This is a genomic window from Grimontia sp. SpTr1, from assembly GCF_947387585.1.
Classification (GTDB): Bacteria; Pseudomonadota; Gammaproteobacteria; order Enterobacterales; family Vibrionaceae; genus Enterovibrio; species Enterovibrio indicus.
The window spans coordinates 166,841-181,114 of record NZ_CANDOD010000006.1; the positions used below are offsets into that span (position 1 = coordinate 166,841).

Here is a 14,274-nt window from a genome sequence, read left to right on the forward strand (position 1 = left end):
GCGTATGGCTAAGAAGTTAATAGGGTCACTCTTATTGTTTTTGGGGCTGGTAAGTAATGCTTTTGCAGAAGAATACGAAGTGCGCGCCGTCGGCGTGAAATTCGACCCCATGTTCGTCATTCTCCAACCGGGAGACAGGGTGAGCTGGACGAATATGCCCGCCCATCTCATTGAAACTATTGACGCCATGGTGCCGGAAGGCACAGAGAAAATTCAGACTGAACTCGGCGTAGACGTGAGTTTTGTCTTCGATAATGAAGGCGTCTACGTCTACAAGTGTACCCCTCACTGGGGCGCCCGCATGGGTGGCATTTTACTGGTCGGTAACCCTTCCGACATCGAAGGCACCATCGAGGCCTACTTCGCCGAAATTGAAAAAGACAAATCCCTGCTCCCTGCCAAAGGGCTGCTGAAGAAATTCAAAAAACATCTTCAGGCTGAAGGTGTTTTGTAGAGGAGTCAGCTTATGCAAGCAGTTAAAAGAATAAGCGCACTTATCGTCCCCGCCCTGTTATTACTGGCAACACCAGCCAGTGCCAATGACTTTCCCACCCTTGAACGTGTGAAATACGTGCAGGAATGCATGGCATTAAAAGGCGGGCCAACCTATGTGAACATGTATGGTTGCAGCTGCGTGATCGACAAGATTGCCAGTGAGATGTCCTTCGAGGACTACGTCCATGCCGATGCATTCGTGCGCCTTCGCAACATGCGGGGAGAGCGGGGAGGTTACTTCCGCTCATCCAAAGATAGTCGCAGTGCGCGTAAAGGGCTTCTCACCATTCGTGAGGAAGCAGAGCAAGCGTGCTTTGTGTCCCAACAAGTCACCGCTGCGGCTAATTAGGAGGTACGTATGAAATCTTTTTATCACCTCCTTATCCTTGGTTTTTCCTTGGTTTTCGGCAGTCATGCATTGGCTGCTGACACCACTTTCCCTTCACCACTGCCGGATAAACTCCGTGTGTGTGCAGACCCCAACAACCTGCCCTATTCCAACCGCGAACAACAGGGATTCGAGAATAAAATCGCTGAACAACTCGGTGATTATTTCGGGCTCGATGTGGAATACGCCTGGTTTCCCCAGCGCATGGGCTTTATCCGCAATACCCTAAAAAATTGGTCTGACGATAACGGACGTTTCGCCTGCGATTTAGTCATCGGTGTACCGGTGCAGTTCGACATTGCAGCGACCACCAAGCCCTATTACCGCTCCGCCTATTCCCTCTTGTTCAAAAAAGAAGGGGCATTGGCAGCGGTGGATAACCAGCAGGCTCTCGCCGCCTTGCCAGAAGCGGTGAAACAGTCACTGAAAATTGCTGCGTTTGCCCCTTCCCCCGCGGTGTCATGGCTGCGTGAAAATGGGTTTAAAGACAACACATCGTTTTACCGCATCATGAACGGCGATCCGGAAGATTACCCGGGCAAGATGGTCAACCGCGTCGCAGAGGGTGAATTCGACGTTTTGGTGATCTGGGGGCCGATTGCGGGGTACTTTGCCAAAGCTCAGCCCGATCTCGCCGTTATCCCCATGACATCCGAAGGCAGTAAGGTCTTTGATTTCGCCATCTCCATGGGCGTGCGATATGGCGAGCGACCATGGAAAGAAACCGTCGAAATGGCGATGGATGCCAACGCGCCGCAAATCGCGATGATACTTCAGGATTATGGTGTCCCTATTGTTGAAGCCTCCTCCAAACCAAGACCTGATGATGACGATGATTAACCCCTATACGGGCAGCCTGGCTGCCCGTTTTTTCAGGATTCTTTCTGTCACGGCTTTGCTTTTCAGCGCATCGTTGTGTGCTTCAGACCGTCTTGCGGTGCTCGATTTTGAGCTCAGCGACTTAACCCAGGTTGACGATAACAGCAAAGAGGTCGAACGCACGGCCAGTCTCGCTCCCATGCTACGTGACGCTCTCGCCAATACCCACGGATACACGTCAGTGGCTATCCCTTCGGAAACCTATAAGAAGACCAACCAAGGCTTCGGCTATTTGTTCGACCATGCCGATGCAACAGCGCAATTAGGACAGGCGATAGAGGCTGACTGGGTGGTGATAAGCCGCCTTCACAAGCCAAGCTTTCTGTTTTCATACCTGATAAGCCAGATAGTCAATGTGAAAACAGGGCTGGCTTATCCCGAGTTGATTGTTGAAATCAAAGGCCAACAAGAAGAGATGAACCGACGGGGCATAGATAAAATGGCAGGAAAAATAGCGCGCCAAATTGGTGCTATGTCCAAATCTACAGCCGACAAAGATTGAGTGGATCGCAGTCATTTCGCTACACTGACCCAAACCCAGACTCACAAATGGCAACCATCAATGCGAACTTTTCTCTGCGCCACCTTAATGGTATTTACCCTTGCGGCCTGCTCTGCCGATATTGGCCGCGAAATGGCCGAAGACGAATGCTACCAAATTCGTAATAACGCCGATCGAGAACAGTGCTTTAAAGACGTTGATCGGACATTTAAAAACTACTGAGTTGGCCTCTTTATTTACTCAAAAAGCGATACCTAAGCATCGCTTTTGTGTTTTTAATCAGCCACTAAAACTGGTGGTTAAACTCCATCCGCCAATCCCGTGTAGAGCCTGCAATGTCGGAATCAGAGAAGTTGCCAAACAATCGAACATTCTGACGTGGGTTGATTTGATAACTGGCAGCCACTTCATGATGCCAACCGTCCATCACCCCTTTCATATAACTATTGTCGTTCAGGGTGTTCACGTACATCGGGTTGTAATTCAACCAGATATCCTCGGTGATAGTTAGCTTAGAGTAAGACCCTACAACAAGGTAAGAAGAGGGAATGGCATAACCTACACTGCCAATCGGCACCTCACTCCCCCTGATTTCAGCCGTGTCCGAAACCGTTAAGCCAACCCCCGCCAGAGGGTATAGCTGCAGTGCTCCCATTGCTGGCAAAGCTCGGATTTTACTGTAAGACGCGCTACCTAAGTCTTGGTCAAAGTCCCAGGAAACATCAATCTGGGAGCCCCAGCCTGTCTTGGTATCCAACCCAAAGTTGCGATACCTGACAGAATCGAAGCTGTCATTCCCACCAAGGTGCAGAAAGTCCCCCGCCAGCCCTTTCAACTCAATAATGTTCATCCCTAATGTGGTCGGGTCACCCGTGTCGTATGTCATACCCAATTTGAAGTTCAGGCCATTGTTTGTCACTCCCACCCCGGCTTGCGTGTAAACCGCCAGAGGGTCCGACATATCCTGTACATCCGTCAGGCTGTCATCTGCCACAACGGAAAGGGGCAATACCGCCGTGCAAAACAAAATGGGGAAGGAAACTTTATCGCGTTGAAAAGTCATAGTGTGGCCTCAAGTAAACACGAGCAGAGCCCGCCAAAATCAAACAGAAAGCGAATTGGTCACACTGGTAGGGTTTATAAACCCAGATGCCACCAAACAATCATTCGAAAGCGCCTCGCATTCGGATAAAAACATCACGGCTAAGCGCGTTAAATCATTGCGGTGAAAAGGTTATCTTGGTATTACATAACAAAACATAAAGCAGACTTTAATCAAATCATTCCAAAAGGTGATGAGAAATGGATAAACCAGCGGTCAACTTGCTCAGCGTATTTATTGCCGTCTATGAGCACCGCTCGATCACCCTTGCCGCAGAGGCACTGGAAATGACACAACCGGGTGTGAGTAACTCACTAAAGCGGCTGAAAGCACAGTTAGGTGGGATTGAGCTATTTGTTCGTGACGGGCGGGGCATTACGCCAACGCACTCTGCGATCCAGTTGGCGAACGATATTTCGCCGGCCCTGCTCCAGATAACCAATGCGTTGAGTAATCTGAATCAGTTTTCTCCGGACACATCGCGCCAATTCAAAGTGCTGACCACGGAAACCACGCTGCAGTTGTTGCAACCTTTGGTTGAAGCGTCAAGTTCCATGGGAAAGTGCAGCATCCAGTTTGTGCTTTCCCCCAACACAGAAACAGAAGTGCTGGATCAACTGCGTTTGCAGCAAGCTGACTTGGCAATCGACGTGGCCATGTTTGGCAACCCTTCTTATTCTGCGGAGCTGCTTTTAGAAGAAGATGCAGTTCTGATCTGTTCGAAAAACCACCCAAGAATCAAAGATGTCGTGACACAAGCTGAGTTTTATCAGGAAAAACATATCACTATTCGCGCCAGACGCTCAGACATCACGCTCGCTGACTTTCTGACCCATGATTTGCTGGGCCCAAGAAAAATCAGTGCAGAATGTGATTCCTTGCTCTCTATGATGGCACTGATCAGCCGAAGTGATTGTATCGGCTTTACCAGCTCCATCATTGCCAAACAGTACGCTGAGATGTTTAACCTGCGTACGCTAACACCGCCGTTTTCCGTGAGGAAGATTCAGCACAAAATGATTTGGCATAACCGAAACCAAAACAGCCCGGCCAATCAGTGGTTGAGGAATAAATTGTCTCAGCTGGTTAATGAAGCGTGAGCATGAAGAAGGTTGCTGAACTGGGATAAAAAAAGCGACGCAGAAGCGTCGCTTATTATTTTTCATTAGGGTCTGTTGAGCTTTAGATGCCCGCGCCGTCGCTCACGTCGTCTTCATGCAGACCACATTCGCGTTTCAGGCCAAAGAAGCGGGTTTCTTCTTCTGACATGCCATCTTCCAGCTTACGGGTAGTGTGCACATCACCGACCGACACATAGCCTTGGTCCCACAGTGGGTGGTAAGGCAGATCGTTATCTTTCAGATAGTAATGCACGTCCTTGTTCGTCCAGTCGATGACTGGCAGGAACTTAAACACACCGTTCTGGACACCCAGAATAGGCAGTGTTTTACGCGAACCAGACTGATCGCGGCGAAGGCCTGAGAACCAGGTGCCGACATTAAGCTCGTCCAGTGCGCGGCGCATTGGCTCCACCTTGTTGAGGCGGTTGTAGCGCTCAATGCCCTCAACACCTTGCTCCCAAAGCTTACCGTACTGCGCTTCTTGCCATGCTGAGCTCTGCTCGGCGCGGTAGACGCGAAGGTCGAGTTTCAGGCGCTCTGTCAGTTCATCAATAAACTGATAGGTTTCCGGAAACAGGTAGCCAGTGTCTGTCAGAATCACCGGGGTGTCCGGCTTTTCCTTCGTCACCAGGTGCAACATCACCGCCGCCTGAATACCAAAGCTTGATGACAGGGCGAACTCGCCCTGCAGGTTTTCCAACGCCCAGCGAACCCGCTCCTGCGCTGACATGCTTTCAAGCTCAGCATTGATTGGCGCCAGTTCTAAGATTTGCTCAGCCTTGGTACGGCCAAGCAGATCGGACAGTTGAAATTTAGGCATAGAAATCCCTCTTAGAGACTTTCACTTCCGCAATAATGCCAGCGCGGATAACAAAATCACCGAAGCCTTCGCCGTCGTTGCGCTCGGTTGCCCAGCGGCCAACCAGTACATCGATCTCTTCAAGGATCTGTGCGTCGGTAATGTTCTCTTTATACATTTTAGGCACGCGGGTGCCTTCACGGTTACCACCCAGGTGCAGGTTGTATCGACCCGGCGCTTTACCCACCAGACCAATCTCCGCCAGCATTGCGCGGCCACAACCGTTTGGACAGCCCGTGACACGGAAGATGATGTGATCATCACCTACGCCGTGCTTCTCCAGCACGCCTTCAATCTCGGTCACAAAGCCCGGCAGAAAGCGCTCAGCTTCAGCCATCGCCAACGGACAGGTTGGGAAAGCCACACACGCCATAGAGTTCTTACGCTGCTCGCTGACGCCGTCATCCATCAGGCCATGCTCACGCGCAATCTTCTCGATTTTCGCTTTGTTAGACTTCGATACCCCCGCAATGATCAGGTTCTGGTTCGCGGTCATGCGGAAATCGCCTTTGTGGATTTTCGCAATCTCAGCCACACCGGTTTTCAGCGGCTTGCCTGGGTAGTCCAGTAAGCGACCGTTTTCGATAAACAGCGCTAAGTGATGCTTACCATCGATGCCTTCAACCCAACCCAGACGGTCACCACGGTCAGTGAACTCGTACGGACGGCTTGCTTCGAACTTCACGTCTGCGCGCTTCTCCACTTCCGCTTTGAACACGTCAGTGCCAACGCGATCCAGTGTGTATTTGGTTTTCGCGTTCTTACGGTTAGAACGGTTACCCCAGTCACGCTGTGTGGTCACAACCGCCGCCGCGACATCCAGTGTTTTATCCAGAGGAATAAAGCCCAGATCGTCCGCTTTACGCGGGTAAGTGCTGGTGTCGCCGTGGGTCATTGCAAGACCACCACCAACCAGTACGTTAAAGCCAACCAGTTTACCGTTGTCTGCAATCGCCACAAAGTTCAGATCGTTTGCATGCACATCCACATCATTTTGCGGTGGGATGACGACAGTGGTTTTAAATTTACGTGGCAGATAGTTGGAGCCCAGGATCGGTTCTTCATCCTGATGGCCTTCTACCTTCTCACCGTCCAGCCAGATTTCCGCGTAAGCGCGGGTTTTTGGCAGCAGGTGTTCACTGATCTTGGCTGCCCACTCATAGGCTTCCTGATGCAGCTCAGATTCCACAGGGTTCGTGGTACACAGCACGTTACGGTTCACGTCACCCGCTGTTGCTATGGAATCGATACCGATTTTGTTCAGCGTCTGGTGCATCAGCTTGATGTTTGGCTTCAACACACCGTGGAACTGGAAAGTCTGGCGCGTAGTCAGACGGATACTGCCGTACATGGTGTGTTCTGTCGCGAACTCATCAATCGCCAGCCACTGTTTTGGCGTGATAATACCGCCTGGCATACGGGCACGCAGCATCACATTGTGCAGCGGCTCCAGCTTCTGCTTTTGACGCTCTGCGCGGATATCGCGGTCGTCCTGCTGATACATGCCGTGGAATCGGATCAGCTGGAAGTTGTCTGCGGTAAAACCACCTGTCACGGGATCAGACAGATCCTGCTCGATGGTGCCGCGAAGAAAATCACTTTCGCGCTTCAGACGTTCGTTATCTGACAATGGGCCTAGCTCTTGGCCCAACACGACTTGCTTGTCACTCATTAATACACATCCTTTTGATAGCGCTTCGCCTTACGCAGTTCGTTCAAATAGTTTTCTGCGTCTTCTCGGCTCTTACCGCCCTGCTCCTGGGCAACCGTAATCAATGCTTCATGAACGTCTTTGGCCATGTAGGTCGCGTCACCACAGATGTAGAGGTAAGCGCCGTCTTGCAGCCATTGCCATACTTCTTTGCCTTGCTCGACAATCTTATGCTGAACATACACTTTCTCAGCTTGATCGCGGCTAAAGGCGAGGTCGATTTTGCTCAGCAGACCGTCTTTGAGGAATTTCTGCCACTCGACTTGATACAGGAAGTCTTGAGTGAAGGTACGGTCGCCAAAAAACAACCAGTTCTTGCCTTCTGCACCGCGAGCATCACGCTCTTGCATGAAAGCACGGAATGGCGCAATACCCGTACCTGGGCCGACCATGATGACAGGTGCGTTATCGTCTGCTGGCAGTTTGAAGTTGTTGTTGTGCTCGATGAACACTTTCACAGACTCTGCGTCTTCAGCACGCTGCGACAGGAAGCCTGATGCACCACCCAAACGGGTGTTGTCACCGTTTTGGAATTCCACCAGACCCACGGTCAGATGCACTTCTTCGCCCACTTCTTCCTGGCTTGAAGCAATCGAGTACAAACGAGGGGTCAGTTTACGAAGCAGACCTGCTAGTTGCTCTGCTGTCAGCTTGGTTTTCTTCTCGCCCAGCACGTCAACCACTTGGGTGTTGTTGGCGTATTGGCGCAGTTTGTCTTTGTCTTCTGCCAGTTTTTGCAGTTTCTTGCTGCCAGAAAGCTCAGCAATCGCAGCCACTTGCTGCGGATTCGCTGCGGTGATCTCAAACTTCTCGATCAGCGCTTGGCGCAGTGGAAGGGATTCACCCGCCACTTCAACCGTTTCATCACCCGTCAGGCCCACTTTCGCGAGGATTTCATCAGCTAGCTCAGGACTGTTGGTGTAGTAAACACCCAGCGCGTCACCCGGCTGGTAAGCCAGACCCGAGTCGCCCAAATCGATTTCAATATGGCGAACGTCTTTGCCTGAATCACGGCCAGTGATTTTCTGGTTTGCTACCAACTCTGCCGCATAAGGGTTTTGCTTGTTATAGGCAGAAGCCGCGCCTGCTGTGGTGGCTGCATGCAGTGGCACAACCACTTCATCAGCACCACCGCCGATGGTTTCCTTTACTTTACCTAGGACATCAGCACTCCAGCTTTCTGCTTCTGCTTCGTAATCCACGTCGCAGTCAACGCGCGGTGCAATAGCTTTCGCGCCCAGCTTAGACAGGTAAGTATCGAAATCTTTACCAGTCTGGCAGAAGAATTCGTAGCTTGAATCACCCAAGCCCAATACCGCGTATTGCAGCTTGTCGAGTTTCGGCGCTTTCTTTGATTGCAGGAATTCGTGCAGAGAAATCGCATTATCTGGCGGCTCGCCTTCACCGTTGGTCGATGCCACGATGATAAGGTGCGTTTCTTTCGCCAGATCACGCGGTTTGTAATCATCTGCTGAATACAGAGAAACCTCTACGCCATCCGCCTTGGCTTTTGCTTCCAACGCTTCCGCCACGCCTTTTGCGTTGCCGGTTTGAGAGGCATAAATGATAGTCAGCTTACCCGCAGGTTTCGCCGCAGTGGCAACCGCTTGGGCAAGAGGTTGAGGGTTAGCACCCGCTGCCGCCGGAGTTTGGCTCAAACCCCAGAAATAACCGCTGATCCAAGCCAGCTGTTGTGGCGACAACTCTGCCACGGCCTGCTGCAGTTGGCCGATCTGCTGGTCATTAAGCGGACTCGCCAGCGCAGAAAGTTCCTTGAGTAACATGTCACGACATTCCTTTATTATTGCGTGAGCATAGATTAGCTATTCGCCGTAATAACTAGAAAGAATAGAAATGCATGTTTTATAACCTTGCGTTAGATCACAGAGGTACAAGGAATGATGCCTGAAAGCTGAATAACTGAGATCACTAAAGAATCACAGCAAGCTACACACCCAGCACGCTGCCGGGTGATTCCGGAAAGAATTTAAGCAAAAGATTTTTGCAGGAAGGGAAGGCCGTGCGCTTAGGCGTCAACGATTCTCACTTGGTGAAAGCCAATGTCCAGCGCGTTTTCTGTGGCCATGTCCACATCGCCGAAACACTGCTCAATGCCGTTACCATCCGTAAGGGGAACCAGTCCGCCTCGGGCATGACGGAATTCGACAATCCAACCGTCACTGGACAGAGATGGCTCTACCACGGCTTCGACTAACATTTGCTGGGAATAGAGATTACGAAGTTCTGATTTTGTCATCGCACTTTCCTGCTGCTTTGCCAAATCAATGCGTTACGTCGAAACAAACGTAACAATAACCACACATTTCGTTAGGAAAAGCATAGACCCGCACCGTACGATGTGCCACAGCGGGATCTATCGATTGTGAGACGCTCCCACTCTCGCAGGAATGGAATCTGCCTGATCACCCGTGAGGAGGTGAACCATGGTCATTTTCAGACGCATCGGCGAAACAGGTTTGTGCATCACCAAATAGCCGCAATCACGGGCTTGATGCTGAAGTTCTTCGCTTCGGTTGGCGGTGACGATCACCGTTGGCACCTTCTGCATACGTTGCTGATTGATGGATTTCGCCAGCGATAATCCAGTCATGTCATTATCGAGGTGGTAGTCAGCAATCAACAGCTCAACAGGACTTTGTACCGTGTCGCAGCTGATTTGCAGCTCCTCAAGGGAACCCGCGCAAGTCACTTCACAACCCCAACGTTGCAACAATTCTTCCATCGCGCGGCAGATGTTCGGGTCGTTATCAATCACCCAAACCCTTGCGCCCTGAAGCACCACACTGTTATCTGAAACCAGTGATTCCACATTTCGAAGGCTCTGCCGTTCCGGTCTGCCATAAGGCACCAGCACAGAAAAACGAGAGCCTTCCCCCGGTACAGAATCGACCGTTACCGTATGCCCAAGCACACTGGCAATCTTGTCGACAATCGCCAGTCCTAAACCAAGCTGAGTATGGCTTTCATCCTGCTTAGCAGTGAGACGTTTAAACTCCTGAAAAATCTCATTCTTCTTGTCTTCTGGAATACCGACACCAGTATCCAATACTTCAATACGAAGCCCCTCTTTGCAACGGCGACTGCCAAGGAGAATCTTTCCACTCGGTGTATAACGAATGGCATTGGTCATCAGGTTACGGATAATCCGCGCCAGTAATTGAGAGTCGGTGTAAACATAGGCTGAACTATGCACATAGCGCACTTCCACACTAGTACCTTCCGCCGCATGGCTGAAATCATCAGCGATGTTATCGAGCAGGTCGCTCACTGGGAAAGATTGTTTATCAGCCCGGACTACGCCGGCATCCAGCTTGGAAATATCCACCAGCGTGGTAATAAGGGATTCCACATCTTCCAGCGAGTGCGCCAGTGAACTCACCAGTTTTCTCGCGGATGGCGACATACGGTGACTGAGCAGAGAACCGAGATAGAGTTGCGCTGCATTTAAGGGTTGCAGCAAATCATGGCTGATGGCCGCAAGGAATTTGGTTTTGGAGAGATTCGCCCGTTCTGCTTCTTTCTTGGTTTCCAGCAAACGTTCCTGAATCACGCGGCGCTCTTCCACTTCATCCTGAAGCTGGTCGTTCAGGGTTTGCAGCTGCGCCGTCCGCTCCTGAACTCGGTGTTCCATGGTCTGGTAAGCTTGCTCAAGCTCTTCGGCATTTTGCTTGCGTTCGGTAATGTCCCAGTTGAGCACAAACAGTCCGGTGATTTTGCCGTTGGATGCCTGATTCGGCACATAGCTTTTCACCACGTAACGCGCTTCACCGGAGGCATTATACTCCTCAATTTCAAACACCACAGATTCGCCATCCAGCGCACGCTCGACATAAGGGCGCAACGCCTCAAAGGTCGAAGAGCGGCGTGAGACGGATATGTGCTTGCCAATGAGCTGCCCCCGCGGAAAGCCATACCATTCGTCGTAAGCGCGGTTGGTGAACTGGTAGTGAAGATCATCGCCCACATAGGCAATCAGTGCGGGCACGTTATCGGTGATCAAGCGCAGCCATTGCTCGGTTTCACGCAGCTCTTTGGCATCCAAATAGCGTTGGGTGATGTCAGTGTAGGTGTTGACGTAGCCCTGATCGTCCATCGCGTGGCTGCGCACTTCTATGACGCGGCCATCATTCAGGGTCTGAACGCGAATGCCTTCAGGTGGACGAATACCCCCGCGGCCAATCCGCCACAGTGTCAGCGGCGATTCTTCTGCAAGCGGTTCAATTAACGCGCCAATCAAGCGGGACTGTTCAAAGCCACTCATGTTGAGAAAACGCTGGTTAAACACCTGCACTTCGCCGGACTTACTGACCATCAAGACACCTTGAGAAAGGTTATCCACCATGTTCTGCAGAATGCGGCTTTTCTCTGCCATGGCCGCTTCAAAACGGGCAGTTTCTGCCAGTTTCAGCTGGGTAATGTCCGAATAGAGCATCACCACGCCGCCATCACTGGTTTCCCGCTCTTTGATTTGCAGCCAGCGGCCGTTTTGCAATTTCAGGGTATGGCCATTCCGGTTGCCCGCGACCTCACGCACAATCAAACCACGGTCTTTAGCCAGTTGCTGGATTTTCTCAGGCGTTAAAGACGGTGTATTGAGCGAGATGGCATTGTCCTGCCAATAACGTTGGAAACGGCTGTTTGAATACACCAACTCGCGGTTGGGATCATAAAGGGCAAAGCCATCTGAGATAGATTCAATGGCATCGATAAAACGCTGATGCGCTTGCTCAGCATGTTGGTTCGCCTGCGTCAGCTGGCGGTTGGTGGATTCAATCGAGTGAAGTGCATGATTGAGCTCTTCGGTTTTCTCGCGCACCTGATCGGCGAGCACCACAGAATGCTGAAACGCGCCCCAGGCATCGACCTGACCGCTACCACCTTGCTCAACCCTTTTAACCAGCGCATCAATCATTTTCTTCTGGCGCGCGTTTTCTTCCTTTAGCGCGGCGAGTTGCTGTTCGAGCGACAAATCCTTTTCAGCCACTGACTACCCTGCCTTAAGGTCGACCGTCACCGGCATTTCTGGCGGATGAGCAGGCGGTTTGCCAATCATCACCCCTGTCAGTGTCTGGTTCATGTGAATACCATTGAGCTGCTCACCATAGGTGTTAAAGCCGACGAAATTGAATCGGCGAAACATTATCTTGGCTTTATCGCGCATCATCTTCTGTTCAATCTCCAAACGGCGCAGGAAGCAGTCACAGGCCAGTGTAAGTTCCGGCTCGCCAATACGGGACTGAATCGCAGAGAGTTTGGCCTCCATATCGGCAAACAAATCGCCGGGACGCATGGCTGTCACCACAATCCCATCGTCGACTGCACAGTAGAAATCGAGACTCAAATCCTCGTTCACTTTCTGGATAGAGCGGACGTAATACTGGTCGCCGATCAGTACAGCTAGCGGATGAAGGGCATAGATTTCAGGACGGAGATCTTCGAGCGAGATTCCCGCTTCACGGGCATAGACTTCAGCAGCAGGCTCAGCATTGAATTCATGCACCCGCCGAGCAGTGCAGTCCGCGTCGGTCACGACCAGTTTGCTATCCAGACTTTCAATATGGTGGGTGGTGAAGACTTCAAACGGACAGTGGGTGTTGAACATCACCACTATCGCAGATTCGCTGTGAAACGCCCCTTCGCTGTAGACATGGGTATTGGCGAGATTGATGTCATCCCCAGCTGAACCGCCGAAATGCGGCAACCGGCCAAGGGCGGTATCCAGCGTCACCAGAAAACGCTCTTCGTTCGGTGAGAGGCCATCAATCAGGGTTAAGACGAAAGTATTGGTATTGATCGGCGCTTTGAGATCTTGCTGGCAGGCATCCATCAAATCACTAACGCAAAGCTGCGCAGATTGCAGGTCGAAGCCATCAAGTGACACCCGCTGGCCACTGACCTTGAAGTCCCGTCTCGAAAAACCAAGCGCGCTGATGCTGCTCTTGGCATAGCCGTAGGGCATCAATTCGCCCGCAGTGGTACAGCCCATCACTTCGCAATTTGAGAAGGCTTGATTCATCTCGCGACCAAGTGCATCCAAATCATACGCGGCGGAGCAGAAGAAAAGTACAAAGCCGATATCTTCATCATCAAGCTGCATCGCCAGCTCACGCGCCGCTTTGGTGGCGTCCAGCTGATATGTCGCCGCGCTGAATATCGCACGGTGTTGTGCGGAAGGTTGAAGTGCTGCCATGGGCTCTCCTGCTCACTTTTAAGACAACTTAGCATGCCTATTGATCGCTGGGCATATGACTTAAGTTTAATCGCTCGCAGGTCGGAGTAACGTCATACTTAGGAAGGATATTTACAAAATTGCAAACTTTGCATGTCAAAAGTTTCAAGATTGTGACACCTCGACCAACACAAATGGAATCAGGGTCACTACACTGAATAGCACGCAAAACCTTAGGGACAAAGCGGCTATTTTAGTGACTCCTTAAAGGGTCATTCTTGATGTGACACCCGTTGGGACGACGGTGTTTGCAGTATTAAAAAGGATTGAATCATGTACAAATTTCTCGTTGCAGACGACCACCCGCTGTTTCGCGATGCCTTAATTGCGGTGATACGCGGACGTTTCGAAGAGTGTGAAATCCTGCAGTCTGAAGACATTGAACGTACACTGGATGTGGCTGAGGAAAACCCGGATCTTGACCTCATTCTCCTCGATCTGAACATGCCCGGCATGGCGGGGCTTAAAGGGTTGCTTGAGCTTCGAAACCAACACCCCACCATCCCCGTTGCCATTATTTCCGCCGAAACCAACAAACAAATTATTCTGCAAACCATCGCCTATGGCGCAGTCGGGTTTATCGCTAAAAGCGCCCCCCGCGAAAAAATGCGGGAAGCGTTCGAGCAGATCCTGGATGGGCATGTGTATCTGCCTGCCGATATCATCCGCGCTGAAGCAGAGAGTGAGGGCTCGCATCGACGCAAAGAAGAACCGCAATTCTCGCCAGAAATGCTCCATACCCTGACACGTCGCCAATTACTGGTGTTGAAGTCCATGGCACAAGGCGCAGCGAATAAGCAGATTGCTTACGATTTGAATATTTCCGAAACCACGGTGAAGTCGCACGTATCCGCAATATTGAAAAAGCTGGGGGTACATAACCGTATTCAGGCCGTGGTGGGTGTCACCAATATTGATTTCGACCGCTACCTGAAACGCTGACAAGCAAAGGTCAACAGCTCCTAGG

13 protein-coding genes are annotated in these 14,274 nt (G+C 51.2%); 6 read left to right on the plus strand and 7 right to left on the minus strand.

Annotation, left to right across the window (positions count from 1 at the left end):
* The first annotated feature begins 4 nt into the window (after positions 1–4).
* The 4 genes from QL223_RS11345 to QL223_RS11360 are packed head-to-tail and all read left to right on the plus strand — an operon-like array spanning position 5 to position 2,264.
* Positions 5–454 carry a plastocyanin/azurin family copper-binding protein gene (locus QL223_RS11345; RefSeq protein ID WP_002539482.1) on the plus strand — a complete coding sequence of 150 codons (450 nt, stop codon included), beginning with the start codon at positions 5–7 and terminating at the stop codon, positions 452–454.
* A 12-nt stretch (positions 455–466) separates the two neighbouring features.
* Positions 467–844 (plus strand): hypothetical protein, encoded by a 378-nt coding sequence (locus QL223_RS11350; protein WP_002539481.1) that lies wholly within the window; start codon positions 467–469, stop codon positions 842–844.
* Positions 845–853: 9 nt separating this feature from the next.
* Positions 854–1,723: a quinoprotein dehydrogenase-associated putative ABC transporter substrate-binding protein gene (locus QL223_RS11355; RefSeq protein WP_002539480.1), complete on the plus strand. Its 870-nt coding sequence runs from the start codon at positions 854–856 to the stop codon at positions 1,721–1,723.
* Positions 1,710–2,264 carry a DUF2380 domain-containing protein gene (locus QL223_RS11360; protein WP_281544789.1) on the plus strand — a complete coding sequence of 185 codons (555 nt, stop codon included), beginning with the start codon at positions 1,710–1,712 and terminating at the stop codon, positions 2,262–2,264. The genes QL223_RS11355 and QL223_RS11360 overlap by 14 nt, the downstream gene beginning before the upstream one ends.
* 286 nt (positions 2,265–2,550) lie before the next feature.
* On the opposite strand, the gene QL223_RS11365 is transcribed toward QL223_RS11360, so the two are convergent.
* Positions 2,551–3,327: a hypothetical protein gene (locus tag QL223_RS11365; RefSeq protein ID WP_281544790.1), complete on the minus strand. Its 777-nt coding sequence runs from the start codon at positions 3,325–3,327 to the stop codon at positions 2,551–2,553.
* A 239-nt stretch (positions 3,328–3,566) separates the two neighbouring features.
* Here QL223_RS11365 and QL223_RS11370 point away from each other — a divergent pair, with 239 nt between their 5' ends.
* Complete coding sequence (locus QL223_RS11370; RefSeq protein ID WP_281544791.1) at positions 3,567–4,466, plus strand: LysR family transcriptional regulator; 900 nt, start codon at positions 3,567–3,569, stop codon at positions 4,464–4,466.
* An 82-nt stretch (positions 4,467–4,548) separates the two neighbouring features.
* Here QL223_RS11370 and QL223_RS11375 read toward each other — a convergent pair whose 3' ends face one another.
* The 6 genes from QL223_RS11375 to nosP form a co-directional block, all read right to left on the minus strand.
* Positions 4,549–5,307 carry a phosphoadenylyl-sulfate reductase gene (locus QL223_RS11375; protein ID WP_281544792.1) on the minus strand — a complete coding sequence of 253 codons (759 nt, stop codon included), beginning with the start codon at positions 5,305–5,307 and terminating at the stop codon, positions 4,549–4,551.
* Positions 5,300–7,018: an assimilatory sulfite reductase (NADPH) hemoprotein subunit gene (cysI, locus tag QL223_RS11380; RefSeq protein WP_281544793.1), complete on the minus strand. Its 1,719-nt coding sequence runs from the start codon at positions 7,016–7,018 to the stop codon at positions 5,300–5,302. Before cysI ends, QL223_RS11375 begins: the two co-directional genes overlap by 8 nt.
* Complete coding sequence (locus tag QL223_RS11385) at positions 7,018–8,841, minus strand: assimilatory sulfite reductase (NADPH) flavoprotein subunit (RefSeq protein WP_281544794.1); 1,824 nt, start codon at positions 8,839–8,841, stop codon at positions 7,018–7,020. The genes cysI and QL223_RS11385 overlap by 1 nt, the downstream gene beginning before the upstream one ends.
* Before the next feature lie 242 nt (positions 8,842–9,083).
* Positions 9,084–9,314, minus strand: coding sequence for a hypothetical protein (locus QL223_RS11390; protein ID WP_002539472.1), 231 nt, complete (start codon positions 9,312–9,314; stop codon positions 9,084–9,086).
* Between the two features lie 117 nt (positions 9,315–9,431).
* A complete protein-coding gene (locus QL223_RS11395) occupies positions 9,432–12,062 on the minus strand; it encodes a NahK/ErcS family hybrid sensor histidine kinase/response regulator (protein ID WP_281544795.1) in 2,631 nt (876 codons plus the stop codon).
* A gap of 3 nt (positions 12,063–12,065) precedes the next feature.
* Positions 12,066–13,268 (minus strand): nitric oxide-sensing protein NosP, encoded by a 1,203-nt coding sequence (gene nosP, locus QL223_RS11400; RefSeq protein WP_281544796.1) that lies wholly within the window; start codon positions 13,266–13,268, stop codon positions 12,066–12,068.
* A 312-nt stretch (positions 13,269–13,580) separates the two neighbouring features.
* Between nosP and QL223_RS11405 the strand changes: the two genes are divergently transcribed.
* Complete coding sequence (locus QL223_RS11405) at positions 13,581–14,249, plus strand: response regulator transcription factor (RefSeq protein ID WP_281544797.1); 669 nt, start codon at positions 13,581–13,583, stop codon at positions 14,247–14,249.
* Positions 14,250–14,274 lie beyond the last annotated feature (25 nt).

What these genes read in the sequence shown, in the direction of transcription:
- QL223_RS11385 (WP_281544794.1), bottom strand. Translation starts at nt 8,841, where the DNA reads ATGTTACTCAAGGAACTTTCTGCGCTGGCGAGTCCGCTTAATGACCAG.
- QL223_RS11345 (WP_002539482.1), top strand. Translation starts at nt 5, where the DNA reads ATGGCTAAGAAGTTAATAGGGTCACTCTTATTGTTTTTGGGGCTGGTA.
- QL223_RS11370 (WP_281544791.1), top strand. Translation starts at nt 3,567, where the DNA reads ATGGATAAACCAGCGGTCAACTTGCTCAGCGTATTTATTGCCGTCTAT.
- nosP (WP_281544796.1), bottom strand. Translation starts at nt 13,268, where the DNA reads ATGGCAGCACTTCAACCTTCCGCACAACACCGTGCGATATTCAGCGCG.
- cysI (WP_281544793.1), bottom strand. Translation starts at nt 7,018, where the DNA reads ATGAGTGACAAGCAAGTCGTGTTGGGCCAAGAGCTAGGCCCATTGTCA.
- QL223_RS11365 (WP_281544790.1), bottom strand. Translation starts at nt 3,327, where the DNA reads ATGACTTTTCAACGCGATAAAGTTTCCTTCCCCATTTTGTTTTGCACG.
- QL223_RS11350 (WP_002539481.1), top strand. Translation starts at nt 467, where the DNA reads ATGCAAGCAGTTAAAAGAATAAGCGCACTTATCGTCCCCGCCCTGTTA.
- QL223_RS11390 (WP_002539472.1), bottom strand. Translation starts at nt 9,314, where the DNA reads ATGACAAAATCAGAACTTCGTAATCTCTATTCCCAGCAAATGTTAGTC.
- QL223_RS11405 (WP_281544797.1), top strand. Translation starts at nt 13,581, where the DNA reads ATGTACAAATTTCTCGTTGCAGACGACCACCCGCTGTTTCGCGATGCC.
- QL223_RS11355 (WP_002539480.1), top strand. Translation starts at nt 854, where the DNA reads ATGAAATCTTTTTATCACCTCCTTATCCTTGGTTTTTCCTTGGTTTTC.
- QL223_RS11360 (WP_281544789.1), top strand. Translation starts at nt 1,710, where the DNA reads ATGACGATGATTAACCCCTATACGGGCAGCCTGGCTGCCCGTTTTTTC.
- QL223_RS11375 (WP_281544792.1), bottom strand. Translation starts at nt 5,307, where the DNA reads ATGCCTAAATTTCAACTGTCCGATCTGCTTGGCCGTACCAAGGCTGAG.